The sequence below is a fragment of the Martinezella sp. CNPSo 3732 genome, assembly GCF_057784515.1.
Map to the genome: position 1 here is coordinate 101,052 of NZ_JBXSOO010000019.1, position 24,320 is coordinate 125,371.

Annotated in this window: 23 protein-coding genes and 3 pseudogenes; 16 read left to right on the forward strand and 10 right to left on the reverse strand. The window is 59.2% G+C overall.

What is annotated here, in order from left to right; translation table 11 throughout:
* Window positions 1-88: 88 nt before the first annotated feature.
* Together AC13RM_RS25145 and AC13RM_RS25150 are read right to left on the reverse strand one after the other, a co-directional pair.
* On the reverse strand, window positions 89-604 hold the full coding sequence (locus tag AC13RM_RS25145) for a P-loop NTPase family protein (protein WP_374818414.1): 516 nt from the start codon (window positions 602-604) through the stop codon (window positions 89-91).
* A 106-nt stretch (window positions 605-710) separates the two neighbouring features.
* Window positions 711-1,211 carry an NUDIX hydrolase gene (locus tag AC13RM_RS25150; protein ID WP_488555803.1) on the reverse strand — a complete coding sequence of 167 codons (501 nt, stop codon included), beginning with the start codon at window positions 1,209-1,211 and terminating at the stop codon, window positions 711-713.
* Window positions 1,212-1,336: 125 nt separating this feature from the next.
* Here AC13RM_RS25150 and AC13RM_RS25155 point away from each other — a divergent pair, with 125 nt between their 5' ends.
* The gene (locus AC13RM_RS25155; RefSeq protein WP_285173707.1) at window positions 1,337-1,723 is read left to right on the forward strand and encodes a VOC family protein; all 387 of its coding nucleotides are present in this window, start codon (window positions 1,337-1,339) and stop codon (window positions 1,721-1,723) included.
* Window positions 1,724-1,974: 251 nt separating this feature from the next.
* Here AC13RM_RS25155 and AC13RM_RS25160 read toward each other — a convergent pair whose 3' ends face one another.
* Together AC13RM_RS25160 and AC13RM_RS25165 are read right to left on the reverse strand one after the other, a co-directional pair.
* Window positions 1,975-2,532: a cytochrome b gene (locus tag AC13RM_RS25160; protein ID WP_285173708.1), complete on the reverse strand. Its 558-nt coding sequence runs from the start codon at window positions 2,530-2,532 to the stop codon at window positions 1,975-1,977.
* A gap of 321 nt (window positions 2,533-2,853) precedes the next feature.
* Window positions 2,854-3,138, reverse strand: a pseudogene (locus AC13RM_RS25165) (helix-turn-helix transcriptional regulator); the annotation flags it as partial.
* 78 nt (window positions 3,139-3,216) lie between these two features.
* Between AC13RM_RS25165 and AC13RM_RS25170 the strand changes: the two are divergent.
* Genes AC13RM_RS25170 through mnhG form a run of 6 tightly spaced genes read left to right on the forward strand, consistent with a single transcriptional unit; the run spans window position 3,217 to window position 9,217 of the window.
* The gene (locus AC13RM_RS25170) at window positions 3,217-6,138 is read left to right on the forward strand and encodes a monovalent cation/H+ antiporter subunit A (RefSeq protein WP_350223775.1); all 2,922 of its coding nucleotides are present in this window, start codon (window positions 3,217-3,219) and stop codon (window positions 6,136-6,138) included.
* Window positions 6,138-6,476: a Na+/H+ antiporter subunit C gene (locus tag AC13RM_RS25175; protein WP_015342763.1), complete on the forward strand. Its 339-nt coding sequence runs from the start codon at window positions 6,138-6,140 to the stop codon at window positions 6,474-6,476. Before AC13RM_RS25170 ends, AC13RM_RS25175 begins: the two co-directional genes overlap by 1 nt.
* Window positions 6,473-8,083: a monovalent cation/H+ antiporter subunit D gene (locus AC13RM_RS25180; RefSeq protein ID WP_488555804.1), complete on the forward strand. Its 1,611-nt coding sequence runs from the start codon at window positions 6,473-6,475 to the stop codon at window positions 8,081-8,083. Before AC13RM_RS25175 ends, AC13RM_RS25180 begins: the two co-directional genes overlap by 4 nt.
* Window positions 8,083-8,559: a Na+/H+ antiporter subunit E gene (locus AC13RM_RS25185; RefSeq protein WP_285173710.1), complete on the forward strand. Its 477-nt coding sequence runs from the start codon at window positions 8,083-8,085 to the stop codon at window positions 8,557-8,559. The genes AC13RM_RS25180 and AC13RM_RS25185 overlap by 1 nt, the downstream gene beginning before the upstream one ends.
* A complete protein-coding gene (locus tag AC13RM_RS25190) occupies window positions 8,556-8,837 on the forward strand; it encodes a K+/H+ antiporter subunit F (RefSeq protein WP_015342766.1) in 282 nt (93 codons plus the stop codon). The genes AC13RM_RS25185 and AC13RM_RS25190 overlap by 4 nt, the downstream gene beginning before the upstream one ends.
* Window positions 8,834-9,217 (forward strand): monovalent cation/H(+) antiporter subunit G, encoded by a 384-nt coding sequence (gene mnhG, locus AC13RM_RS25195; protein ID WP_488555805.1) that lies wholly within the window; start codon window positions 8,834-8,836, stop codon window positions 9,215-9,217. Before AC13RM_RS25190 ends, mnhG begins: the two co-directional genes overlap by 4 nt.
* Before the next feature lie 23 nt (window positions 9,218-9,240).
* Here mnhG and AC13RM_RS25200 read toward each other — a convergent pair.
* From AC13RM_RS25200 to AC13RM_RS25210, 3 genes and pseudogenes are all read right to left on the reverse strand, one after another.
* Window positions 9,241-9,336 (reverse strand): annotated as a pseudogene (locus AC13RM_RS25200) (LuxR C-terminal-related transcriptional regulator); the annotation flags it as partial.
* Between the two features lie 61 nt (window positions 9,337-9,397).
* Entirely contained in the window at window positions 9,398-9,943 is a 546-nt protein-coding gene (locus tag AC13RM_RS25205) for a GNAT family N-acetyltransferase (protein WP_488555806.1), read from the reverse strand.
* A gap of 226 nt (window positions 9,944-10,169) precedes the next feature.
* Window positions 10,170-10,871, reverse strand: a complete 702-nt coding sequence (locus tag AC13RM_RS25210) for a FadR/GntR family transcriptional regulator (protein WP_374820010.1) — start codon at window positions 10,869-10,871, stop codon at window positions 10,170-10,172.
* Between AC13RM_RS25210 and AC13RM_RS25215 the strand changes: the two genes are divergently transcribed.
* Window positions 10,870-11,928, forward strand: a complete 1,059-nt coding sequence (locus AC13RM_RS25215; protein WP_488555807.1) for an MFS transporter — start codon at window positions 10,870-10,872, stop codon at window positions 11,926-11,928. The two genes, AC13RM_RS25210 and AC13RM_RS25215, sit on opposite strands and share 2 nt — an antisense overlap.
* Window positions 11,929-11,939: 11 nt before the next feature.
* Window positions 11,940-12,836 carry a dihydrodipicolinate synthase family protein gene (locus tag AC13RM_RS25220; protein WP_488555808.1) on the forward strand — a complete coding sequence of 299 codons (897 nt, stop codon included), beginning with the start codon at window positions 11,940-11,942 and terminating at the stop codon, window positions 12,834-12,836.
* 13 nt (window positions 12,837-12,849) lie between these two features.
* On the opposite strand, the gene AC13RM_RS25225 is transcribed toward AC13RM_RS25220, so the two are convergent.
* Entirely contained in the window at window positions 12,850-13,596 is a 747-nt protein-coding gene (locus tag AC13RM_RS25225; RefSeq protein ID WP_488555809.1) for a FadR/GntR family transcriptional regulator, read from the reverse strand.
* A gap of 126 nt (window positions 13,597-13,722) precedes the next feature.
* Between AC13RM_RS25225 and AC13RM_RS25230 the strand changes: the two genes are divergently transcribed.
* From AC13RM_RS25230 to AC13RM_RS25245, 4 genes are all read left to right on the forward strand, one after another.
* The gene (locus tag AC13RM_RS25230; RefSeq protein WP_488555810.1) at window positions 13,723-15,444 is read left to right on the forward strand and encodes an IlvD/Edd family dehydratase; all 1,722 of its coding nucleotides are present in this window, start codon (window positions 13,723-13,725) and stop codon (window positions 15,442-15,444) included.
* 442 nt (window positions 15,445-15,886) lie between these two features.
* The gene (locus AC13RM_RS25235; protein WP_374820000.1) at window positions 15,887-16,513 is read left to right on the forward strand and encodes a GNAT family N-acetyltransferase; all 627 of its coding nucleotides are present in this window, start codon (window positions 15,887-15,889) and stop codon (window positions 16,511-16,513) included.
* Between the two features lie 91 nt (window positions 16,514-16,604).
* Entirely contained in the window at window positions 16,605-17,609 is a 1,005-nt protein-coding gene (locus tag AC13RM_RS25240; RefSeq protein WP_374819998.1) for an LLM class flavin-dependent oxidoreductase, read from the forward strand.
* An 18-nt stretch (window positions 17,610-17,627) separates the two neighbouring features.
* Window positions 17,628-18,944, forward strand: coding sequence for an LLM class flavin-dependent oxidoreductase (locus AC13RM_RS25245; protein ID WP_374819996.1), 1,317 nt, complete (start codon window positions 17,628-17,630; stop codon window positions 18,942-18,944).
* Between the two features lie 106 nt (window positions 18,945-19,050).
* Here AC13RM_RS25245 and AC13RM_RS25250 read toward each other — a convergent pair whose 3' ends face one another.
* Complete coding sequence (locus AC13RM_RS25250) at window positions 19,051-19,599, reverse strand: cupin domain-containing protein (protein ID WP_374819994.1); 549 nt, start codon at window positions 19,597-19,599, stop codon at window positions 19,051-19,053.
* A 144-nt stretch (window positions 19,600-19,743) separates the two neighbouring features.
* Between AC13RM_RS25250 and aptA the strand changes: the two genes are divergently transcribed.
* The 3 genes and pseudogenes from aptA to AC13RM_RS25265 all read left to right on the forward strand — a co-directional run bounded on the left by aptA (window position 19,744) and on the right by AC13RM_RS25265 (window position 22,785).
* Entirely contained in the window at window positions 19,744-21,078 is a 1,335-nt protein-coding gene (aptA, locus tag AC13RM_RS25255) for an omega-aminotransferase AptA (protein WP_374819992.1), read from the forward strand.
* A gap of 79 nt (window positions 21,079-21,157) precedes the next feature.
* A pseudogene (locus tag AC13RM_RS25260) lies at window positions 21,158-21,734 on the forward strand (MDR/zinc-dependent alcohol dehydrogenase-like family protein); the annotation flags it as partial.
* A gap of 463 nt (window positions 21,735-22,197) precedes the next feature.
* The gene (locus tag AC13RM_RS25265) at window positions 22,198-22,785 is read left to right on the forward strand and encodes a hypothetical protein (protein ID WP_285173720.1); all 588 of its coding nucleotides are present in this window, start codon (window positions 22,198-22,200) and stop codon (window positions 22,783-22,785) included.
* 500 nt (window positions 22,786-23,285) lie between these two features.
* On the opposite strand, the gene AC13RM_RS25270 is transcribed toward AC13RM_RS25265, so the two are convergent.
* Entirely contained in the window at window positions 23,286-24,224 is a 939-nt protein-coding gene (locus tag AC13RM_RS25270; RefSeq protein WP_374819990.1) for a GlxA family transcriptional regulator, read from the reverse strand.
* Between the last annotated feature and the right edge of the window lie 96 nt (window positions 24,225-24,320).

Consider the following 24,320-nt stretch of genomic DNA (forward strand, 5'->3'; position numbering starts at 1 on the left):
TCTCAAAGATCGCCGAGCTTTTGGAATGGTTTTTACGGTCGTCATTCTTGAGACTGCCGCTTACCCGAATAGTTCTTGAATTCGCAGTTCACATCAATTTCTGGGTAAACGCATCCAGCTCATCGACACTGCCTATCCGTGTCAGCGTCTTGCCTGCATCATGGGCTTCGGCACACAGGCGGCGAATGTCGGGCATCCAGTCTTGCTCGATCTCCCATATGGTGCGGAACAGATCTCGCGTCGGCGGCATGGCCGAAAGTCCGCCGGGCGCGTTTTCGAGCTTGTCTGACTGCCAGGCGATCTGCCGCTCGGCCGCGAGCCAGAAATGCATCCAGAGTGGCATGTCGATGAGGATGATCTCGGTCGCACGATTTATCCGTGCCGGGATCGAATTCTTGTGCCCCAGGCCATCGATGACCCAATTCTCACCCGATAGGATCCGTTCATGCTGCTCGACATAAGTCCCGATCGGTGTGGGAATCCAGCCTTCCCGCCAAAGCAGCCTATCGATCTCGAAATGGGGAATCGCGTGGCGCTCGCCCAATTTGCGGGCGAGGGTGGATTTCCCACCGCCTGCATTTCCCAAAATGGCGATGCGCGACATTGGATGATGACCTGACGATTCGAGCCTATCGGAAACCTGGCAAAGATGCCGGAGCTTTTATGAAGCTATTCCCTTGCTGTTGCAATTGATGCAGACACTCGGAGAGTCAGGCTGCGTCGCGCCGCACGAGATGCTGAATGCCATCGGGATTGGTGACGATGAGGTTGCGTATGGGAGTTGGCACCAGGTCGAACCGGTCTAGCCCGATCAGTGTGGTAGGTGCCCAGCGAAATTCGAGGTCGGCACTGCCGTCCTTCACCCGATGCACGATTTCCGTTTCGTGAAATGGAAATGGCTGCAGCAGCTCCGCCTCATAGTAGAAGCCGAGTTCGTGAACACGTCGTCCGGCATATTCGAAGAAATTCTCGATAATGAAGCGCAAGGGGCCGATGGTCGCCTTGCAGCCGATTTCCTCTTCGATCTCGCGGGCAAGTGTCTCGGCGCCTGCCTCATGAAACTCCACCCGGCCGCCGGGCAAAGACCAGAAGTTATCTGTGAGCGCACGGTGAACGAGGATATGTCCACCATGGCGGATCAATGCGCCGGCGCGCAATTGAAAACGGGATTCTCCCGAGTCCATGACAACCATGATTCGTGCGTCTGCCATGGACGACCCTCCGATTGCGAGACGAGATGGAAATCATTTGCCAGATACCAGCATCCGGTTCTCAGATATAGTGAAGCAGTTTGAAGGTTGTTTTTCGTTTCCTCCTCACCGAGCAGGTCCTGGCGATGCGTTTCGTAAATCCAATTCCTTTCGTCAGCGATATCGAGCGTTCGAAGGCATTCTACGGTGAGCTGCTGGGCCTCAAGATATTGAAAGACTTCGGCAGCTTCGTGCTGTTTGAAACCGGCTTTGCGATTCATGATGGAAAATCGCTGGAGCAAACGGTCTGGAGGAAAAGCAGCGGAGCATCCGAACCCTATGGGCGGCGAAACATCCTTCTCTATTTCGAACATGAGGACGTGGATGCCGCCTTCGAGGCGATAGCGCCGCATGTCAATCTCATTCATCCCGTCGAAAAGCAGGAGTGGGGGCAGCGGGTATTCCGCTTCTATGATCCCGACGGTCATGCGGTGGAGATCGGTGAACCGCAACTGGACATGGCGGCCCATTGATTCTTGCTGCCGTTAACTTGAAGCGGCGGAGAATGGGAGTGCGATCGCGGTCTTATTTGGAGAGGCTATCGGCAGTCTCAAGATAATGTATGATCTGCGTCGCACGGATTGCTGTTTGACACATCACATCATCGTGAAACGGATTTCATGCTTATCGCCCAGATCAACGTCATCGCGCGCGCTGCCGGACAGCGCATATCTGAGCCATCCGCTGCAACGGTGGAGCATTCTTTGCGTTATAAAGAATCGGATCAGAACAACATTCTCTTCAGGACATCATCCTTGCGGACGAAATGGTGCCAGAGCGCTGCCAGGATATGCAGGCTGACGACGGCATACAGGCAATAGGCGCCATACTCGTGAATCTCGGCGGCTGTTCTTTCCAGGCCCTTATCGAGCGGCAGCAGATTGGGCCATTGGAAGAGGCCGAACCATGGCAGGTCATGGCCGCCGGCAGCGGATGTGGTGTAGCCTGCAAGCGGCATCAGGATCATCAAGATGTAGAGCAGCATATGCGCGCCGCGGGCGGCATGGTGATTGAAGGCGCCAAGCGGCCGTTGGTAAGCAGGTTCACCCAGCGAAAGCCTGAGCGGCAGGCGGATGGCGATGAGGAAAAGCGCCGTCATGCCGAGGGACTTGTGTACGTCGAGGAGTGCGCGACGCAGCGGTATGCCCGGTGTGAGGTAGGAACAATAAAGGCCGATGACGAGCGCTGCAATGATGACGATGGCCATGAGCCAATGCAGGAGCCGTTGCGACGATCGGTAGCGGGTAATGGGCGTGTCTGTGATTGTTGTCGTGTCGGACATGGGTTTCTCCGGTCGTCTTGGGGGTACGGCGCGGATGCGGTAATCGGTTGGAATATGGCTGAATTGAGGGCCTTTCCGTTCACCTTCTCGCGAGCGGATATTTATCGACCACCGGCGATCTGACGTCGGGTGCCAGCCGGAGGCTTCATTCCGGTTTGTAAAAGCGACTTTATGGCCGGAAGTTGTGTCGGCCGCGCCCCGCTCTATCCGGCCCTATTGTTCCGGTTTAGGAGGTGTCCGGTTTCTTTCGCCGGCGCTGGAAAGAATCTCGCAGCTTTCCGTATGCGTCTGCGCTGGCGTTTCGGCGACAAGGGCCTTCGTACAAATGCCGATCTCATGTCCTTCGATCCGGAAGAAGGCGATTCCTCCGGCCTCGAGCGCCAGACGCAACTGCGCCTCCGTTGCCCGATGCAGGCTATGGCGGTTACCTTCATAGTCGCGGATCGTGCTGCGCGACACGCCGGAGCGGTCGGCAAGATCCATCTGCGTCCAGTCGAGGAAGCCGCGGGCTGCCCGGCAGAGCGCTGGTGTCAAAATCATCGCCATCTTACCTTGACGCAGGGTTCGAAGCTGCCCATATTGGGCGATATCTATCATATAGGACATAATATACCGGATTTCTAGGGGTTTTGCTGTCGTGGCAGTCTGGCGTGATCCGGCCAAGCGAAGGAATGACGTTTTGGGATAACTGGCGAGCCTCTTTTTATTCTAGCACTTTTGGCTCTGCCGTTTATCGGAAGTCTTCTTTCCGTATGCCTCTTGCGCACGCAGTCGCGGCGTGGCCCGGCCCAGATCGCCGGGGCTGTCACATTTCTGGCGCTGTTGATTTCCGCAAGCTTTTATCCTGCCGTCAAGGACGGCGGCGTCGTCCGTTATAGTATAGAATGGCTGCCGCAGCTCGGGCTTGATTTCAGCCTCAGACTGGATGGTTTTGCCTGGCTGTTTTCGCTCGTCATCACCGCCATCGGCTTTCTCGTCATCGTCTATGCCCGCTACTACATGTCGGAAGAGGACCCGGTTCCCCGCTTCTTCTCCTTCCTGCTCGCCTTCATGGGGGCGATGCTCGGCATCGTGCTGTCGGGCAATGTCATTCTGCTCTCGATATTCTGGGAGCTGACCAGCATCTTCTCCTTCCTGCTGATCAGCTATTGGCACAACACCGCCGCGGCCCGTGACGGCGCCCGCATGGCGCTGACGATCACCGGGATTGGCGGGTTCTGCCTGCTGATCGGGCTGATCCTGCTCGGCCATATCGTCGGCAGCTACGATCTGGACAAGATCCTCGCGTCCGGCGATATCATCCGCAATCATCCCCTCTATCTGCCTGCGCTGATACTCATCCTGCTCGGTGCGTTGACGAAGAGCGCGCAGTTTCCCTTCCATTTCTGGCTTCCGAACGCAATGGCCGCGCCGACGCCCGTCTCCGCCTATCTGCATTCCGCCACGCTGGTGAAGGCCGGTGTCTTCCTGCTGGCGCGCTTCTGGCCGGTTCTCGCCGGCACCAACGAGTGGTTCTACATCGTCGGGGCCGCCGGCATCATCACGCTGCTGCTCGGCGCCTATTTCGCAATGTTCCAGCAGGATCTCAAAGGGCTGCTTGCCTATTCGACGATCAGCCATCTCGGTCTCATCACCACCCTGCTCAGCCTCGGCAGTCCGCTTGCGACGGTTGCCGCCATCTTCCACATGCTGAACCATGCGACGTTCAAGGCGTCGCTGTTCATGGCGGCCGGCATCATCGATCACGAGACCGGCACGCGTGACATGCGCCGTCTGAGCGGTCTGTTCCGCTATATGCCGTTCACGGGGGCGCTTGCGATCGTCGCGAGTGCCGCCATGGCCGGTGTTCCGCTGCTCAATGGCTTTCTATCGAAGGAAATGTTCTTCGCCGAAGCGGTCGAAACTCATGCCGATTCCATCCTCGATCGCATGCTTCCCTATGTGGCGACGCTCGCAAGCGCCTTCAGCGTCGCCTATTCGCTGCGTTTCATTCAAACGGTATTTTTCGGTCCGGCGCCGACCGATCTGCCGATCGCCAAGCCGCATGAACCACCGCGCTGGATGCGCTTCCCGATCGAGTTTCTGGTCGTGGTATGCCTGGTCGTCGGTATCGTTCCGGCGCTTTCGGTGGCGCCTTTCCTGCATGCGGCTGTCGTCAGCGTTCTCAACGCCGATACGCCGCAATACAGTCTCTCGCTCTGGCACGGCTTCAATCTGCCTGTTATCATGAGCATCGTCGCATTGGTTGGCGGCACGGTGTTCTATTTCGCCTGTAAGGATTATCTGTCGCGATGTGACGACGGTCCGCCCCTCTTCCGCCGCCTGAAGGGGCAGCGCATCTTCGAGCGGGTCCTGGTCGAGGTTTCCTGGCACTGGGCGCGAATAGCCGAAAAGCGGATCGGCACGCGCAAGCTGCAGCCGCAGCTTCGCTGGGTCGTCGTGACAGGGTTTGCAGCCGGCCTGCTGCCGCTCTATCTGTCGGGCTTCGAGGCGAAGCATTTTGCCTTTTCAGGCGCCGATCCGGTCTTTGCCTCCATTTGGGCGATCGGGATTTGCCTGGCGATCGGCACTGCCCTCTTTGCCAAATATCATCGGCTTGTTGCCTTGGTGATGCTGGGCGGGGTCGGATTGATCGTCTGCATGACGTTCATCTGGCTGTCGGCACCAGATCTTGCGATTACCCAGCTTCTCGTCGAGATCGTCACGACGGTGCTCATCCTGCTGGGCTTGCGTTGGCTGCCGAAGCGAACGGAAGGGATTGACGATACGGTGAATTTGCGCGCCCGCTTCCGACGCTTCCGCGATCTGGCGCTCGCCGTCATCTGCGGCGTCGGCATGATGTTCATTTCCTATGCCGTCATGACCATGCCGGTGCCTGACGCCATCGCGAATTACTTCCTGGAAAATGCCTATTCGAAGGGCGGCGGGCGTAATGTCGTCAACGTCATCCTGGTCGATTTCCGTGGCTTCGATACGCTTGGCGAAATCGCCGTCCTTGGCGTCGTCGCCTTGACCGTCTATGCGCTGCTGCGTCGTTTCCGCCCTGCGCCCGACAGCATGGAGATGCCGGAACAGCAGCGGATACAGAACCGTTTCGACGAGGAACGGCCGGAGCGTTCGGCCGGCGATACCGTGCGCGATTATCTGCTGGTGCCCTCCGTCATCATGCAGTGGATGTTCCCCTTCGTGATCGCCCTGTCGGTCTATATCTTCATGCGGGGGCATGATGCGCCAGGGGGCGGCTTCTCGGCCGGCTTGACGCTCTCGATCGCCTTCCTGCTGCAATATCTGGCCGGCGGTACGCGTTGGGCGGAGGATCGCATCCGCATCCTGCCGCTGCGGTGGATGGGCGCCGGGATTCTGATCGCGACAGCAACGGGCATCGGCGCCTGGTTCTTCGGCTATCCATTCCTCACCTCGCATTTCCAGTATCTGGACCTGCCGTTGCTCGGCAAGGTTCCGGCGGCAAGCGCGCTGCTCTTCGATCTCGGCGTTTTCCTGTTGGTCGTCGGCTCCACTGTTTTGATCCTCGTCGCGCTTGCGCACCAGTCGATCCGTATAAACCGCCTGCGTGCGCTCGATGCCGACAAGGCAAAGGGGGACTGATGGAACTCATCTTGTCCATTGCAATCGGTGTAATGACGGCTTGCGGGGTCTGGCTGATTCTGCGTCCGCGCACCTATCAGGTCATCATCGGCCTGTCCTTGCTTTCCTATGCGGTCAATCTCTTCATTTTCGGCGTCGGCGGTGTGAAGACGAATGTGCCGCCGCTGCTTGGCGATGGCACGGCAACGCACGCCTTGGCAGATCCGGTGCCGCAGGCTCTAGTGCTGACTGCGATCGTTATCGGCTTTGCCACCACGGCTCTGTTCCTGGTCGTACTGCTCGCCTCGCGCGGCCTGACCGGTACGGACCATGTGGATGGACGGAGTGACCGGAAATGACGGGCTGGTGGCACCATCTCATCATCGCGCCGATCCTCGTTCCGCTTATCGCGGGTGCGCTGCTCGTATTCATCGATGAGCGCTCGCGCACGCTGAAGGCACTCATCAGTCTGGCGGCAGCGCTCCTGTTGATGGGCATTGCATTTGCGCTCTTCCGTGCGGAAGGCGGATCGCCGGGGCTAGAGCGCGTCTATCTCCTCGGAAACTGGAGCGCGCCTTTCGGCATCGTGCTCGTGCTTGACGGATTATCGGCGCTCATGCTGCTGCTGACATCCATCGTTGCCGTGGCCGCGCTGATATTCTCGCTGGCGCGCTGGTACGCGGTCGGCGCGCATTTTCACACTATGTTCCAGCTGCTGCTGATGGGGGTCAATGGTGCGTTCCTGACGGGCGATCTCTTCAATTTGTTCGTGTTCTTCGAGGTCATGCTGGCTGCGTCCTACGGACTGCTGCTGCACGGTTCGGGGCCGCTCCGCGTCAAGGCGGGCATGCACTATATCGCCGTCAATCTGGCCGCGGCGCTGCTCTTCCTGATCGGCGTCAGCCTGATCTACGGCACGGCGGGGACACTGAACATGGCGGATCTTGCCATGCGCATCCCGGAAATGTCGGCAGATCGCCGCATGCTGATGCAGGCGGGCGCCGGCGTGCTCGGCATCGCATTCCTCATCAAGGCTGGCATGTGGCCGCTCTGCTTCTGGCTGCCGACGGCCTATAGTGCGGCTTCCGCGCCGGTTGCGGGCATATTCGCGATCCTCAGCAAGCTTGGCATTTACGTCATCCTGCGGCTGACCATGCTGCTGTTCAGCGCCGGCCCCTCCGCGGGCTTCGGTGCGACCGTGCTTCTCTATGGCGGCATGGCAACGCTGATCTTCGGAACGGTCGGTGTGTTGGCGTCGCAGGCGCTTGGCCGGCTTGCCGGCTTCTCGGTGCTGGTCTCATCCGGCACGTTGCTGATGGTAATCGGTATCAATGACGGCTCCATCTCGTCCGGCGCGCTGATGTATCTCGTCAGCTCGACACTGACGATCAGCGCCTTCTTCATGCTGATCGAGCTCGTGGAGCGCGGCCAGGATGCCGGCGCCAGCGTTCTCGCTGTCACGATGGAGGCCTATGGCGATGCCGAGGAGAAGGAACCGGCAGAAGGCGACGGCGTGACCATGCCCGGCACCATGGCAATGCTCGGCATCTGCTTTGCCGCCTGCGGCATCCTGCTGGCAGGCCTGCCGCCTCTTTCCGGCTTCGTCTCCAAGTTTGCCATGCTTTCCGCCATGATGGGAACCGGCGCGATCGGCATTCCGCCGAGCGCCGCCGTCTGGACACTGATCCTGCTGGTCATTCTCTCCGGAATTGCCGCCCTGATTGCGATGACGCGGGCCGGCATACGCACATTCTGGAGCTCGCTGGAGGGCACGGTTCCCCGCGTACTCGTCATCGAGATATTCCCCGTCATGGGCCTGCTCGCATTGACGCTGGCACTGACCATCTGGGCCGGCCCCGTCATGCAATATATGGATGCGACCATCCGCACGCTCAGCGATCCCAATCTCTATGTCGATGCAGTCCGCAATGCCGTGGTCGCGCCCGCAAAGACGGGAGGCCTGTGATGCTGCCTTATCCGTTCCTCGCGCTGAGCCTGATCCTGATGTGGCTGCTGCTGAACGGCTTCACGCTTGGCCAGCTTATCCTCGGCATCATCGTCGCCGTTTTCGCCTCCTGGGGCATGGCATCGCTACGGCCTGAAAAGCCGCGGCTGCGGAAATGGTATTTGCTGCCCAAACTCTTCTTCCGGGTCGTTTTCGATGTGGTGAAATCGAATGTACAGGTGGCTTGGATCATCCTGAGAGGGCGCTCGCGCAAGACGACGCCGGGCTTCGTTGTCCTCGAGCTCAGGGTGCGGGATCAGATCCCGCTGGCGCTGCTTGCGGTTATCCTGACCAGCACGCCGGGATCTGCGTGGCTGGAATATGATTCCAACGACAATACCGTGCTGCTGCATGTGCTCGATCTCGAAAACGAGGCGCAATGGCGACAAACGGTCGCCAACCGCTATGAAAACCTGCTGATGGAGATTTTCGCATGAGCGCCACGATCATCCAGATATCCGTTACGATTGCGCAGATGATGATCGTGGCCGCGATGGCGATCGCCTCCATTCGCATGTTTCGCGGCCCGCGCGCCCAGGATCGCATCATTGCACTCGACACGCTTTATGTGAATGCGATGCTGTTGTTGTTGACCTTCGGCATAGGCACAGGTCGTGTCGTTTATTTCGAGGCGGCGCTCGTCATCGGCATGCTGGGCTTCGTTGCAACCGTTGCATTGGCGAAATTCCTGATGCGCGGAGAGGTGATCGAATGAGCACGCCGTTCGAAAACATACCTCTGTGGGCCGCTATCCCCGTCGGTGGGCTTCTCGTAATCGGCGCTTTCCTGACGCTCATCGGCGCCATCGGTTTTCTGAGGCTTGGAACATTCTACGAGCGCATCCATGCGCCGACATTGGGAACGAGCGGCGGCATCGGGGCAATCATGATCGCGTCGATGATCTTCTTTTCGACTGCGACGCGGTCCCTCGTCATTCATGAACTGCTGATCGGTATTTTCATCACGGTGACGACGCCGATCACCTTCATGCTGCTCGCCCGCGCGGCGCTGCACCGCGATCGCGCCGAGCAGAACGGCAATGTTCCGCCTAAGCAATCGCCTCAGGAGACATCGGCCGAGGGGCGCCTCTCGTAACGTTCAATCCGCCCGTTCGAGGCTTACAGCCAGCCGAGTGCGGTTGCCGCTCGGATTGCTTCGGCGCGGCGATGACAACCCAGCTTGCGGAACAGATTTCCGAGGTGAAACTTCACCGTCCGAAATCGAGCTCTAACGGGCGACAGCCACGCAGCTAGGGCTCGGCACCATGCCGTGGATTCACGGCATTTGGCGCTCAAGCACATAGCAGCACTGAACAATGGTTTCGCAGCGCGCCCGCGAGAAAAGCTCCCTGCTGCCGACTTGGCGGAAGCCCAGTTTGGTCAGCACCCGTCCAGAGGCCGTATTGTCGGATGCGTGACCGGATTCGAGGCTGGACAAGCCGGCGTCGTTGAAGACGAAGCCGATCAGCGCCTGTGCTGCCTCGAAAGCATAGCCTTTTCCCCAGGCCTCTCTCTCCAGCCAATATCCAAGACTGCCCGCGCTGCCGACAATGCCATCGACATCGACGACACCGATCATTCTTTCCCCTTGTTCGATGGCGAAGCGATAGGCGGAGCCTTCGGCCCATTCGCGCTGATGGCTGGAAAACCAATCTTTGATATTGTTTTCGTTCGGCGGATATGAGGCGTTGCTCAGCATGCGCGTCACAGCCCAATCGCTCTGAATTTCGGATGCGCGTTTCGTATCGGCGGCCGATGTCGGACGCAGGCGAAGGCGTGCTGTCTCGATGGAGGAGCGATGGATCGATCTTGTGGTCATCATACGAGGTGTCTTGCCAATTTGCCTAATCTCCATTTTTTAGCGTTAGACAATATATTGCCGCAATGGGCGCGCAAAAGCGCCGCCTCTTGCGGGCTTGGCCTGCAGGAAATTGGGACCGGCCGTGAGAGCGTTCCGTTTACGAGGGGCGTACCCCCTTTCGCGGTCCGGTCCTTCCCCGCCGATCCATGTCCTCATAGCCCTCGCTTTGGCGAGCAAGTCTTGATGGCTATGATGTCGTCCCTTCCCGCGCATGTCCAAGGAAGCCTGACGTCCGGTCGAGAACAACCTCCATCGCGTGTCTGGCGGCGATACTGTCGCCTGCGGCGATTGCCTCGGCGACCGCGGCGTGGTTTTCGAGATTGGCCGCGAATGCGCCGACCGTGTGCGGGAAAACGGCATCGAGAATGGATTCGATCGCTTGACGCAGGCTTTGCAGCACCGGATTGTGCGTTGCTGCAAGGATCGACATGTGAAAGGCCTTGTCGGCGGCGACGGCTGCGGTGGGGTTCTTCTGGTCTCGCTCCATGCGGCGGTAGATGTCGAGGATCGCCTGACGTTCCACATCGGTTGCCCGCAATGCCGCCAGCGCGGCAGCCCCAGGCTCGATGATCTGGCGGGCTTCGGCAAAAGCCATGAGCTCATCGTGCGAGATCCGTCCGCGCGACAGCCATGCGATCAATTCTCCGTCGAGCCATTGCCATCGCTCCCGCGGCTCCACTCGCGTGCCGGTGCGCTGTCTGACGGTCACTAGACCCTTGGCCGACAATATCTTCGCCGCCTCGCGCACGACCGTGCGACTGACGCCGAATTCCTGCTCCAGTTCGCCTTCCGAGGGAAGATAGGCGCTGGGGAGGATTTGTCCGGACGCGATGCGGATGCCGAGGGCTTCCACGAGGGCCGTCGTCCGGTTCGGCTTTGTCTTCGTCATGCGTCGGTCCTTCGCCCGCATCATGATCAGCTGGGGCATCGTTGCCGCCGGCATGGCGTTCATTTCCAGCGCCCATCAGCTCTATGGAATGCGCCTCCTTCTCGGCGCGGCCGAGGCCGGCTTCACGCCGGGCATCATTTTCTATCTCGCGAAATGGTATCCGTCGCGCGAAAGGGCGAATGCCATGTCCTTCTTCTATATCGGCGCAGCGCTTGCCTCGGTCATCGGCTTGCCGCTCTCCGGCCTGCTGCTCAATGCGCACGGCATTCTCGGCCTATCGGGATGGCGCTGGGTGTTTCTGATCGAAGGCATACCCGCCATCGTCTTGGGCTTCGTCGTGTTGAAGTTTCTGCCCGATCGCCCGCGAGACGCGGCCTGGCTCACTGCCAAGCAGCAGGATGGCCTCGAGCGAACCGTCGCCGCTGAGGAGGAGAGGGCGTCTGTCTCGCATCATGCATCCTGGAGTGCCGCCTTTTCCAACGCTCGCGTCTGGATGCTTGCCTTCTTCTGGCTGCTTCAGGCCTTCGGCACGATCGGCATCACGCTCTTCATGCCGCTGATCGTCAAGAACCTGTCCGGCGGCGGCAATCTGGCGGTAAGCCTGCTTTCGGCGGTGCCGTTTCTGGCTGCTTGTATCTTCATGTTCTTCAATGGCAGGCATTCCGATCGAACCGGCGAGCGCGCGTTTCATCTCGGGCTTCCGCTCACCCTGGCCGGTGTCTGTCTTCTCGGTGCGACCCATGCCGGCGATCCACACCTGGCCTACCTGCTGCTCGTCCTTTCGGTGGCACTCAACTGGGCGGTTATTCCGATCTTCTGGGCTGTCACCACCGAGTTCGTCTCGGGGATTGCGGCGGCCGTATCGATCGCGCTCATCAATGCGTTGGCGAATGTCGCAGGCCTCACCCTGCCGCCGGCGATCGGCTGGATCAAGGATTCGACCGGAAGCTATGATGTGGCGCTGACGCTGGTGGCTGTCGCGTTGATCGCAGGCGGCCTTCTCGGCATTGCAATCGTCCGCACGGGTGCGCCGGCCCTTCGGCTTTCAAAACAATAAGGCAAAACGAGATGGCATTCGAACCTGAGAAACTGCACGGCATCCATGCGATCCTCTACGCGCTCTTCGACAAGGAGGAAAAGCTCGACAGGTCGGCGATGAAGCGGCAGACCGAGATTTGCGTGGCGGCGGGCGTGCATGGGCTTGCTGCACTCGGTCTTGCCACGGAGGTTTCCAAATTGACCGCCGCCGAGCGCCAGACCGTGATGGAATGGCTTGCCGAGGACAATGCCGGCCGTCTGCCGCTCGCCTTCACCATCTTCGGCACTTCGGTTGCAGAGCAGGTCGAGCAGGTGCGGCACGCCGAAGCTGTTGGTGCTGACTGGGTGATCCTCCAGCCGCCACCGGTCGGCACTTTCGGCGCAGGCGAATATATCGGCTTCTTCGGCCGCGTCGCGGATGCGACGAAGCTACCGGTGGCAATCCAGAATGCCCCCGCCTTTCTCGGACGCGGTCTGACGGGACCGGATCTCGCCGCATTGCGCGCTGCCCATCCCAATGTAAGGGTGCTGAAGGCGGAGGGCTCGGCCGTCGAGGGCAAGGCGCTGATGGAGGCGATCGGCGACGGCGTGCCTGTTTTCAACGGCCGAGGCGGCCTGGAATTGCTTGACGGGCTGCGGGCAGGCTGTGCCGGCTATATTCTCGCTCCCGATCTCATCGACTATGCAGTCGACGCATACACCGCCTTTCGCGACGGGAATAAGGTCCATGCCGAGGAAATCTATCGTGCCATGCTCCCATCCGCCGTTGCCGTCATGCAGGGGATCGAGCACCTGATATGCTACGGCAAGCGGCTGTTTGCTGCGCGGGCGGCGCTTACGGTTCGCGATCGCGCGCCTGCCATGCGTCCGACACAGTTCGGCGAGGAGCTCGTCGCCTTGCATGCGAAGAGGCTCGGATCTTTCTGAAGCCGATCCGCTTCTAATTTTTGGATTGCGGCAATTCCAGCTTCTGGACCTCCAGCGCCTCGCGCAGGAGGTTCTTCATTTGCTCGGCAGCGCCCGGACCATCGGCGCCAGCAATGGCTTCATAGACATTCTGGTGACGGCGTATCCAGCGTTCGTCTTCCTTCGCCGTTCGTTGCAGTCCCGCCTTGAATACATATTTCAGCCCCGCTGAGATCAGCGACCCCAATGCCAGATAGAAGGCATTGCCGGTCGCTGCCAAAATGGCGGTGTGAAATGCGAGATCGTGCTCGATCTTTTCTTCCGCGGTGGAGGCGAGGGTCATGCCGAGCAGAGCATGTTTCATTTTCTGCAGCGTCTGCGGCGTCGCGCGCGCGGCGGCAAGCTCTGCTGCTGCCGGCTCGAAGGATTGCCTGAGTTCATAGAGGTCGATACGCGCCCGCTCGCTGCCATTTTCCGCGCCGAGCCTCCATGCGAGGACCTGCGGATCAAGCAGAAGCCATTCCGAGTGATCGGTCACTCTGGTGCCGCTTCTCGGGCGGCTTTCGAGGAGGCCCTTGGCCGACAGGATCTTGATGGCTTCCCGGATGACGGTACGCGACGTCCCGAAATGGTCGCAGAGCTCCTGCTCCGTTCCCACAGAAGCTCCCGCCGCGAGCGCCCCGCCGACGATCCGCTCGCCTAGCGCCTGCACGATCGCGTCGTGGTATCTCTTGTTGGTGCCGAGGCTCGCATCATCGGCGTCCGAAGTCATCCCGGCCATCTGCCTTTCCCAAAAATCGAGACATGTCTAGCGTCTTCAGCCTGTGGTCACAAGCGTCGCCCGCGCTTGACCGTCATAGCCAATTTGTATAACAAAAAAATAAATCATAATACAAAAGAGGCGATCATGACCAAGGATTCAAAGCGACGGTCGCAGGCGTGGTTCGGCGGAGTGGACAAGGATGGCTTCATTCATCGCTCGTGGATGAAGAATGGCGGCCTGCCCGATGATGTATTCGATGGTCGCCCCGTCATCGGCATCTGCAATACATTTTCGGAATTTACGCCGTGCAACGCGCATTTCCGCGAACTGGTCACGCATATCAAGGCCGGCGTCCTGGAAGCCGGCGGATTGCCGCTCGAATTTCCGGTCTTCTCCTGCGGCGAGTCCAACCTGCGGCCGACTGCGATGCTCTTCAGGAATCTCGCTTCCATGGATGTCGAAGAGGCAATCCGCGGCAATCCCATGGACGGCGTCATCCTGATGGCCGGCTGTGACAAGACCACGCCATCGCTGCTGATGGGCGCGGCAAGCTGCGATCTGCCGACGATCGTCATTTCAGGCGGGCCGATGTTGAATGGTAATTTTCGCGGCAAGCCGATCGGCTCCGGCACGGATGTCTGGAAATTTTCCGAGGAGGTGAGGGCAGGCACCATGAGCCGGCAGGAGTTCATGGATGCGGAAAGTGCCATGTCGCGCTCGCCCGGCCATTGCATGACCATGGGAACGGCCTCGACCATGGCGTCGATGGTGGAAGCGCTAGGCGTTGCCTTGCCAACCAATGCGGCATGGCCTGCCGTCGATGCCCGACGGGCGCGGCTTGCCCGGATGACCGGGCGCCGCGCCGTTGCGATGGTCAAGGAAGATATGCGGCTTTCGAAGATTCTCACGAGGCAGGCCTTCGAAAACGCCATCAAGATCAATGGCGCGATCGGCGGATCGACCAATGCCGTCGTTCATCTGCTCGCCATCGCCGGGCGTATCGGCGTCAACCTGTCGCTGGAGGATTGGGACAGGCTCGGGCGCGACGTGCCGACGATCGTCGACCTCATGCCGTCGGGAAAATGCCTCATGGAGGATTTCTGTTATGCCGGCGGCATTCCCGCCGTGATGAAGGAAATTTGCGATCTCCTCCATCTCGATGCACTCACCGTGTCTGGGGGGAGTGTCGGAGACAATATTGCCGATGTCGTCAACCACAATCCGGACGTCATCCGCAGCCGGTCAAATCCGCTCGTCGACAGTGGGGGAATTGCGGTCCTCAAGGGCAATCTTGCGCCTGATGGGGCGGTGCTCAAACCATCGGCCGCATCGCCGCATCTAATGCGTCATCGCGGCCGCGCCGTCGTCTTCGAGACTATCGAGGATTTCCATGCCAGGATCGACGATCCGAACCTCGATGTCGATGAGAATTCCGTTCTCGTTCTGAAGGGGGCCGGCCCACGCGGCTATCCCGGCATGGCCGAGGTCGGCAACATGGCTTTGCCAAGCAAGCTGCTGGCAAAGGGCGTACGCGACATGGTGCGCGTTTCCGATGGCCGCATGAGCGGCACGGCCTACGGAACCGTGGTGCTGCATGTATCGCCAGAAGCCGCCGCCGGCGGTCCGCTGGCACTCGTCGAGCACGGGGATTTCATCGCACTCGACGTCGAGGCCCGCACATTGGTTCTCGACGTTCCGGACGATGAGCTTGAGCGGCGGCGCGCGGCCTGGAAGGAACCGGTGCCGGAAATGACCTCAGGATACCAAGGCCTTTACGTTCGAACGGTCATGCAGGCCAATACCGGCGCCGACCTCGATTTCCTGGTCGGCGGACGCGGCGCCAAGGTTCCGCGCGAGAGCCACTAATTCATTATATTCAGAGCGAATATGCCTACATGCTGGAGGCATCGCTATTCTTCATCGGTGACTTCATTTTCGAGGTGGGTGCAATCTTCTGCCGACTAGGTTTGGTGCGAATAAACAGGTCGCGCATATCCAGGCGTTTGTGCGTCGATCTCCCGATGCTCTTGTATCCCTCGAAACAGGGCGGCGAGTTGGTGCACTTGTGACGCCCTCTGGTTACATAGATTTGATGATATAATCTATAATTTTAATAGACAAACAAATCGGGCAACGATGTTTCAATCATCGACCGCACAATGAAAGATCGTGCCGTGCGAAGCGCACCATCGATCATGCATGCTCTGCCTGCGAAGCGCTGAGCGGAGTTTGCGGAGTGGTCGGCAAGATCGGCGATCCTGACGACCGTCCCCGGGCAGCCTTCAGAACATTGTTTGGAGGCATATGCATGAACGATATCATTGTCCGGTCGTCATTGCTGGACCCGGCGGCGGAACCGCTGATCGATGGCCTTGCCAGCGAGTATGATGGCAGATACGGCGCCGCAAGCCGTCCTGGCGGCGCGCGAGCGGAAATCATGCGCTATCCGAGTGCCCTGTTCGCGCCGCCGCTTGGCGATTTTCTCCTGCTGCAGCGCGACGGTCAGACCATTGCCGGCGGTGCCTTCATGAGCCACGACGACGAAACCGCTGAGTTCAAGCGGATATGGGCGCATCCGGATCTCCGGCGTCAGGGACTGGCGCGCCGCATCATGATCGCGCTCGAGGAGAGTGCCGGGCAACTCGGCTATAACAGGGCCTACCTTAGCACCGGCTTTCGCCAACCGGAGGCCGTGGCCTTCTATCTGTCGCTCGGCTATCGCCCCCTTTTCGACCCGACCGTCGACCCGAGCCTCTATCGCTCCCTGCCTTTCGAAAAGCATATCGGCAAAAAGGCGGGGCTACCCGGCGTGACACCGATCTATCCGCCTGCCGCCTCCTTTGAGGAGGCTACGGCGCGCGTGACTGCGCTGAAGGCCGGGCAGGAGCAGCTGATCATCGCCCGCCTGGCGGCTCACGAAACCTCTGCTGCGTGACGGGCATGGTGGCTCCGATGGCTATCGGCAGATCCCGGCAAGAAATCGGATCTGCCTTCGAGCTTCACAATATCGCGAAACAGGACTTCACATGACGCATCCAAATGGTCTCAGGGTCGGCATCGGATTAGATGTTGCTGCGCAATCCCGCAATCCGCGCGACGCTCAGAAAAAATTCTGGCGGGCGCTTGTTGCGCGTTTCGACACGGTGGTCGATTTTGTGACGCTGGAAGATGGTTTTGCGCGCCCTGACGGCGACGGGCTGGATGCCGTGCTGCTTGCAAACTGGCTTGCGGCGAGCAGCGGCAATATCGGAATCATCCCCGGCGCGGCAGTCAATTTCCTCGAGCCATTTCATGTCTCGACCGCCATCGCGACGCTGGATTTCGTAAGCGAGGGCAGGGCAGGTTTTCTGGTTCAGCATTATGATGGATCGAGAGCCGTGCATGCCCGGCAAGCCATCGGAGCCCTCAATGGCTTTCCTGCAGTGGAAAGCTCCGCGTTGCGCCAGGACGCGCTTGATGTCGTCGATGTCGTTCGCGGGTTATGGGACAGCTGGGAAGATGGAGCGGTCATTCGAGATAAGGAAAGCCAGCGCTTCCTGGATGGCTCGAAGCTGCATTACATCAATTTCAAGGGCAGTGGCTTTCAGGTTCTCGGCCCTTCCATCACGCCGCGCCCGCCACAGGGCCAGCCGGTTGTCGCGGCAGCCTATCGTCATGGTGAGGACTCATCAGTAGCCTCGGCCGCCGATATCGTCTTCCTTCATCCGGATCGCCTGGACATCGCCGATGTCATCAGGACTATCGGTACTGCGGACAAGAACAGGGTGCGGGCGTTCGTTGCCGACGTCATAATCGATGCCGCGCCGAAATCGGTTGACGATTATGTGGCGCAGATTGGAGAGCTCGCCACGTCGGGTATCGCCGGCATTCGCCTCGTTCTCAACGATCCCGCGGTACAGGCGGCATATGTGATCGACGAGCTTATTCCGGCGCTGAGGGCCCGGTCGTCTGTTGGCCCGGTCGCTACGGGTCCGCTGAGAGGTCGATTTGGCCTGCCGGCAGCCGGCAATCGCTACACAAATGCAGCCTGAATTTCCAAGGAGAGCCCCATGACGAAGAAGCAGGTCATTCTTGGAGCCCAATTTCCGGGTGTCAATAATTTCACGGTCTGGAGCGATCCGGCTGCAGGAAGTCAGATCGAGTTTTCATCCTTCCGCCATTTTGCAGAAACGGTGGAACGGGGAAAATTCGACTTCATATTTCTGGCGGAAGGCTTGCGCATCCGTGAGCAGAAGGGACGATTTCACGAGCTGGATGTTGCCGGCCGGCCGAACACGCTTGCCATTCTGACGGCACTTGCCGCGATTACCGAACATGTCGGCCTGATCGGCACGCTGACGACGACCTTCAATGAGCCGTATGTATTGGCCCGGCAATTGGCGACGCTGGATATCCTGTCGGGCGGACGTGCCGGCTGGAATGTCGTCACTTCGCCCGACGCCTTTACCGGCGCGAATTTTCGCCGTGCGGACCATCTTCCCCATGAGCAGCGCTACGAACGTGCGCGTGGATTTATCGAGGCCGCACAAAGCATTTGGAGCAGCGATGAATTTTCGATCCGGTCCAAATATTTCGAGATTGCCGGACGGTCCGCGCTCGAGCGGTCGCCACAGGGCGCCCCTGTCTTAGCCCAGGCCGGAGATTCCGATGAGGGACGGGAATTTGCGGCTCGCCACGCCGACTTGATCTACTCTCGCCATGGCTCGCTTGAGGCGGGCCAGGCCTTCTATGCGGATGTGAAGAAGCGCTTGGCGAAATATGATCGCAGCCCTGACGCTTTGAAAATCCTGCCTGGCGCCAATTTCGTCATAGGTGACACGCAGGAAGATGCCGAGGAGAAGCAGAAAGCGATACGCCTGCAACAGGTCAGTCCAAAGAGCGCGATCGTGTTTCTCGAGCAGGTTTGGAACAGGGATCTCTCAAGCTACGATCCGGATGGGCCGCTGCCGGATATCGATCCGGATGTTTCCGGAGAGAGCCTGGTTCAAGGCCGCGCCAGCAATCAGGATATCAAACGGCGGCTGGAGACGGCCCGTTCGTGGCGCGAGATTGCTGAGCGGGATCGCCTTAGCATCCGCGAACTTGCCATTCGCGTTACCGCTCGAAAGCAGTTCGTCGGAACGGCGGAAAGCATCGCCGACGAGATCAATCGGTATGTGCAAGCCGACGCTGCGGACGGTTTCGTCTTCGCGCCACACCTCACGCCAGGCGGCTTCGACGAATTCGTCGAGAAGGTCGTGCCGGTCTTGCAGGAGCGAGGCGTCTATCGCAGGGAATATGTCGCTGCGACCCTTCGCTCCAATCTTGGCCTGCCGGACCCGACGGAAGAAAACCGGCCGCTGCGGCACCTTTCGCAGACGGCATAATGGAGACTATTGGTCCGATATATCGACATCGAGATTAACTCGTGACGGCGAGGCTTTCATGGCGTGATGCCAATCGTATGCACAGGCCATCCAACTTCCCCGTCCACTAGAAACTCGGCGGCGTGCATGCGCTGATGACCTCGCAGGGATAGGGTCCGACACAGCGGAAGCGATGCGGGCGGCGGCTTTCGAAGTAGTAGGCATCGCCCGGGCCGAGAATGCGGCGTTCGTCATCCACTGTCACCTCCAAGCGGCCGGTGAGCACGATGCCGCCTTCCTCTCCTTCATGCACCAGTGGCACCTTGCCCGTATCGGCGCCCGGCTGGTAGCACTCCTTCAGAATCTGCAGGCTGCGGCCGAAGAGGTTTTCGCCGATCTGCCGATAGGAAATCAGGCCCTTGCCGATTTCGACCAATTCCTCCGCCGCATAGAAGGCCTTTTTTGGCGCGTCCGGTTCGAAGGCGAAGAATTCGGCAAGTCCGATCGGGATGCCGTCGAGAATGCGTTTCAGCGCACCGACGGATGGATTGGCCGAATTGGATTCGATCAGCGAGATCGTCGAATTGGTAACGCCGGCACGCTTGGCGAGTTCACGCTGGGATAGGTTGCGCGCGAGACGCAGATGACGCAGGCGATTGCCGATATCGACGGACATTACGGTCTCTGGTTTTCAGATGTTCGGAATATCGAAAACATCTCATGTGATGTAAGCAAAATCAATGACTTAAATTCAGCAAGAAAAGGACTTGTTCGGAACAGGAAAATCGCTGATGTCAGGGATAACGCAATGGAGGCGACCATGGACAAGATCACGCATTCCAACACCCCTGTTCTCGACAATTTCTGGATGCCGTTCACGGCAAACCGGCAGTTCAAGGCGGCTCCGCGCCTGCTCGCCGCCGCAGACGGCATGTATTACACGGATGTTGACGGCAAAAAGGTGCTCGATGGGACCGCAGGCCTCTGGTGCGTCAATGCCGGCCATGGCCGCAAGAAGATCGCGCAGGCGGTGGAGCGTCAGTTGGCAACGATGGATTTCGCTCCGACCTTCCAGATGGGCCATCCCATCGCCTTCGATTTTGCTGCAAAGCTCGCCGCGCACGCACCGGGCGGGCCTGAGGCCGGGCTCGACCGCGTGTTCTTCACAGGCTCAGGCTCCGAGTCGGTCGATACCGCGCTGAAGATCGCCATTGCTTATCAGCGCGCGATTGGCCAGGGCACGCGCACCCGCATCATCGGCCGGGAAAAGGGCTATCACGGCGTCGGCTTCGGTGGAATTTCCGTCGGCGGCCTCGTCAACAACCGTCGCGTCTTCCCGCAGATCCCTGCCGATCACATGCGTCACACCCTCGATATCGAGCGCAATGCCTTCAGCAAGGGCCTGCCGGCCCATGGCATCGAGCTTGCGGAAGACCTGGAACGGCTGGTCGCGTTGCACGGGGCTGAAACGATCGCCGCCGTCATCGTCGAGCCCATGTCCGGTTCTGCCGGCGTCGTCCTGCCGCCGAAGGGCTATCTGGAGCGGCTGCGCGCCATCGCCGACAAATATGGCATCCTGCTGATTTTCGACGAAGTGATCACTGGCTTCGGCCGCTTGGGTACGCCGTTTGCAACCGAATATTTCGGTGTCGTTCCCGATCTCGTCACGACAGCAAAAGGCATCACCAACGGCACGATACCGATGGGTGCCGTCTTTGCCAGCCGCAAGATCTATGATGGCTTGATGGTCGGCCCGGAAAACCAGATCGAACTCTTCCACGGCTATACCTATTCCGGCCATCCGGTTGCCTGTGCCGCCGGACTTGCGACCATGGAAATCTACGAGGAGGAAGGCCTGCTGACGCGTGCAGCCGAACTGGCCGAGGATTGGCAGAACGCGCTGCATTCACTGAAGGGCCTGCCGCATGTGGTCGATATCCGCAATCTCGGCCTTGTCGGCGCCGTCGAACTGACGCCGCGTAATGGCGCTCCCGGCACGCGCGCCTATGATGTCTTCGTCGATTGCTTCCAGAGGGGCCTGTTGATCCGCGTAACCGGCGACATTATCGCTCTCTCTCCGCCGCTCATCATCGAGCGTGCTGAGATAGAAACGATCGTCTCCATGCTTGGTGATGCATTGAAGCGGGCGGCTTGACAATCTCTGAGCCTGACCGGTGTGGGCAGCATCGGTCAGGCTCAACTTCGTGAAGCACTGCGGTTGCTTCGATGTGATGGCTTCCGCTCGTATCCCGGATGCAGCCGTCGTCGTGGTCGGTGATTTCAACAAGGATCGCCGTGCGCATGCAGCCAAGCTTGGCTTCGAGCCATCGATCTTTGCAAGAGCGATCGTCTGGGCGATATGATCGCTGAAGTCGTCGGCGCTCATGAAGTGGATAGTGCGATCGATGCAATCGGTTTCAAGGCGTGTGGTCATTCGTGCGGCGAGCAGCGGGCGATCGTGCTCAAGCAAATGATGGAGATTACACGAGCCGCCGGTCCGATCGGCATTCCCGGACTGTATGTAACGGAAGATCCTAGTGCCGTAGACAGTGCTGCCAAGCAGGGTAGCCTGTCTCTGCACTTCGGTTTCGGTTGGGGAAGACACCATCCCTACATGCGAAATAGACGCCGGTGTTGAAGTACAATCGCGAGCTCATGCTGGCGATCCTGCACAGGCTGCCGATTGTAGATATTGTCAACGCCAGGATCATTTCGCTGGAAGATGCTGCACAAGGATATGAGAGTTTCGATCAAGAAGCTATAACGAAGTTCGTGCTGGATCCGCATGGCGCCCTGACGAAGACGGCATAGAAAGGAAGAACTCACAGGATTATGGAGCGGTCCCGAGGTGAATAGAGAATCGAGGCGGGGGTTGCTAGATCTGCGCTCGGTCTCGTAGAGGCGAACGCAGATGAGTTTGTCGGACAACAAATGGCGGCAAGAGCCAGAGACGGCATCAACTGTCCATCGATATGCGCGTAGCTTTGTGCGCCGCCACAGAGCATTCCCAGCAAGTATGCACCGCAGCACGTTATGGCGAAGTTTCAGATCATGTTTGAAAATGGCCAATCGGGTGGGAAAATTCGCGAAAATTGAGCGTCCCCAATCTTCAAAGGCGGCTGTAAAGCCCAATTATCGGCAATAATGACGTATTGTGTTGCCATTATACATCTATCCTTTACATATATGCGGGCATCCATGCGGAGGAGCTTCGTCATCGCTTCCTAAGCAACGGCGGCTTGACAAAGAACGCTAACCTGAAGAGATCGGATCAATGGCAAACTTTCTTGAGAAATGGACTTCAAAAAAGGCTGATAAGCCGAAGGCTGGCGCACGCAATGTTGTCGATACATTTCGTGCTCGTGTAGCGGAACAGAAGGCATATCTGGAGGAGTACGAGCGAGACGCGGCAGGCTTCAAGAAGTGGCGCTCCACTTGGTTCCAGCGTGTTCCCGGTGGCTTTGGTGTGACGGTCGGTCGTGACTCCGTCAATGCCGGTCGTGGATTGAGCTACGTCGTCGTCGACACGGTCAAGGACGTGGCTGAGTTTCTCGATGATCTGGCCTTTCATGCCGAGAATGATGTCGGCTTCCAGCAAGCTCTCGAGCAGAACCGCCAACGTCGCGTCTCACTCCTGAACGCGGCGAAGACCGGAGGCAAGGCAACGGCTTCGAAGACGAAGGCGAAGGCTGCCAAGCCTGCAGCGGCGAAGTCAGCCGCCGTCAAGCCTGCTGCTGCCAAGGCGGCACCGAAAGCTACCCGGACAAAGGCTGCTTCTGTTGCTGCTCCCGCACCGGCTGCTGCAGAGGCAGCAAAGCCGAAGCGCACGCGCAAGACGAAGGCTGCAGGTGCAGCAGAATAAGACTAAGAAGCCCGCTTCATGCGGGCTTCTTCTTTGCCTGAGATATGCTTGTGTGATCGAAGATGTGTGGCTGCGCCATCGAACAAGTATCATGCGCATGTATCCTCGACATTGGCCCCAGGAGTCGAACTCAACCGAAAGATGGATACGAACGCAATAAGGTGACTAGGCGGCTATTGGTGCTGACTATTGGTCGGAGCTCCTATCGCATCGGATCGGACCTGCGGATAGTTGATTGATGCGGCCGGCAGACCAGGCAACAATCGTTGTAGTGAGTGCTTCGAGGCAGCGGCATGAGACTGCAACAAGCAAACGTGCCGTGCGAGACTTCTCCTTGAGCTGAGCGATCGTGGGGGCGCAATGACGCTCGGCTCTGAGAAGGTTCATTCCATACCATGCAGCAATCCGTAAGGAGCGGCACGGACGGCTCCTTTCGGTCGATCTCACTTCTTCTCGCTAAAGGCCTCGGCAGCCGCGATTTCGTTCTTTGTCGGCTACATCTACCCGAACGTGCGAACATTGCGGCGGATCGTCTGCGGTGGCTGGCCGAGCACGCGCAGGAAAGCGCGACGCATGCGCTCGCGATCGGCAAAGCCGACTTCGGTGGCGATTTCGTCCATCGAATGGCGGCCGTCTTCGATCATCAGTCGGGCAGCCTCCACCCGCATGTTCTCGATCGCCTTGGCGGGGGATTGGCCGGTTTCGCTGCGGAAGACGCGGTTGAACTGGCGTGGGCTGAGGCTTGCCGCCTCCGCCAGCTCCTCGACCGATACGATCTTGCGCAGGTTTCGTCCGGCAAAGTCGAGCGCGCGTTGAACACGGTCGGATTTCGGCTCCAACTCGAGAAGCGTGGAAAATTGCGACTGCCCACCGGCGCGACGATGATAGACGACGAGCTTTCGGGCCACGGTTCGTGCCAGCTCCTCGCCGTGATCCTTCTCGATCATCGCAAGGGCGAGGTCGATGGTGGCGGTCATCCCAGCCGATGTCCAGATGGACCCATCGATGATGAAGATCTTGTCTTCATCGACCTTGAGGGCAGGGAAACGATCCCGCAATTCGCGCGCAAAAACCCAATGTGTCGTTGCGCGGCGGCCATCGAGCAGGCCGGCTTCAGCCAAAGCAAAGGCGCCGGTACACGGAGCGGCAACCCGCCGGGCGGATTTTGCGGCTCGACGGATATAGTCGAGGATTGCGGGAGATGTGGATGAAACTTCCGTGGCCGCACCGATGAAAAGAGAATCGAAAGCAGCGTCGCCAAATGCCTCCGTTTCGACACTGAACCCTGCCGATGAGCGTATATGCCCTCCTGCTTCCGATAGCAGCGTTATACGATAGAGCTCCCTCCCGCTCGTCAGATTTGCAACCTCGAAGGCGGTTACTGCAGTAAATCCCATGACCTGAAAGCCGGGGAAGACGAGAAATCCAATGGAATGCATGGCAAAGCTCACGGCTGGAAAAGGCGTTTATAGCATTTATCGGTCGCAGACGGCATCAATTTTCTACGATTCCAGCCATTGTTTACCATTTTGAAT

Coding starts and splice junctions, on each gene's coding strand:
- AC13RM_RS25145 (WP_374818414.1), bottom strand. CDS start 604: ATGTCGCGCATCGCCATTTTGGGAAATGCAGGCGGTGGGAAATCCACC.
- AC13RM_RS25150 (WP_488555803.1), bottom strand. CDS start 1,211: ATGGCAGACGCACGAATCATGGTTGTCATGGACTCGGGAGAATCCCGT.
- AC13RM_RS25155 (WP_285173707.1), top strand. CDS start 1,337: ATGCGTTTCGTAAATCCAATTCCTTTCGTCAGCGATATCGAGCGTTCG.
- AC13RM_RS25160 (WP_285173708.1), bottom strand. CDS start 2,532: ATGTCCGACACGACAACAATCACAGACACGCCCATTACCCGCTACCGA.
- AC13RM_RS25175 (WP_015342763.1), top strand. CDS start 6,138: ATGGAACTCATCTTGTCCATTGCAATCGGTGTAATGACGGCTTGCGGG.
- AC13RM_RS25180 (WP_488555804.1), top strand. CDS start 6,473: ATGACGGGCTGGTGGCACCATCTCATCATCGCGCCGATCCTCGTTCCG.
- AC13RM_RS25185 (WP_285173710.1), top strand. CDS start 8,083: ATGCTGCCTTATCCGTTCCTCGCGCTGAGCCTGATCCTGATGTGGCTG.
- AC13RM_RS25190 (WP_015342766.1), top strand. CDS start 8,556: ATGAGCGCCACGATCATCCAGATATCCGTTACGATTGCGCAGATGATG.
- mnhG (WP_488555805.1), top strand. CDS start 8,834: ATGAGCACGCCGTTCGAAAACATACCTCTGTGGGCCGCTATCCCCGTC.
- AC13RM_RS25205 (WP_488555806.1), bottom strand. CDS start 9,943: ATGATGACCACAAGATCGATCCATCGCTCCTCCATCGAGACAGCACGC.
- AC13RM_RS25215 (WP_488555807.1), top strand. CDS start 10,870: ATGCGTCGGTCCTTCGCCCGCATCATGATCAGCTGGGGCATCGTTGCC.
- AC13RM_RS25210 (WP_374820010.1), bottom strand. CDS start 10,871: ATGACGAAGACAAAGCCGAACCGGACGACGGCCCTCGTGGAAGCCCTC.
- AC13RM_RS25220 (WP_488555808.1), top strand. CDS start 11,940: ATGGCATTCGAACCTGAGAAACTGCACGGCATCCATGCGATCCTCTAC.
- AC13RM_RS25225 (WP_488555809.1), bottom strand. CDS start 13,596: ATGGCCGGGATGACTTCGGACGCCGATGATGCGAGCCTCGGCACCAAC.
- AC13RM_RS25230 (WP_488555810.1), top strand. CDS start 13,723: ATGACCAAGGATTCAAAGCGACGGTCGCAGGCGTGGTTCGGCGGAGTG.
- AC13RM_RS25235 (WP_374820000.1), top strand. CDS start 15,887: ATGAACGATATCATTGTCCGGTCGTCATTGCTGGACCCGGCGGCGGAA.
- AC13RM_RS25240 (WP_374819998.1), top strand. CDS start 16,605: ATGACGCATCCAAATGGTCTCAGGGTCGGCATCGGATTAGATGTTGCT.
- AC13RM_RS25245 (WP_374819996.1), top strand. CDS start 17,628: ATGACGAAGAAGCAGGTCATTCTTGGAGCCCAATTTCCGGGTGTCAAT.
- AC13RM_RS25250 (WP_374819994.1), bottom strand. CDS start 19,599: ATGTCCGTCGATATCGGCAATCGCCTGCGTCATCTGCGTCTCGCGCGC.
- aptA (WP_374819992.1), top strand. CDS start 19,744: ATGGACAAGATCACGCATTCCAACACCCCTGTTCTCGACAATTTCTGG.
- AC13RM_RS25265 (WP_285173720.1), top strand. CDS start 22,198: ATGGCAAACTTTCTTGAGAAATGGACTTCAAAAAAGGCTGATAAGCCG.
- AC13RM_RS25270 (WP_374819990.1), bottom strand. CDS start 24,224: ATGCATTCCATTGGATTTCTCGTCTTCCCCGGCTTTCAGGTCATGGGA.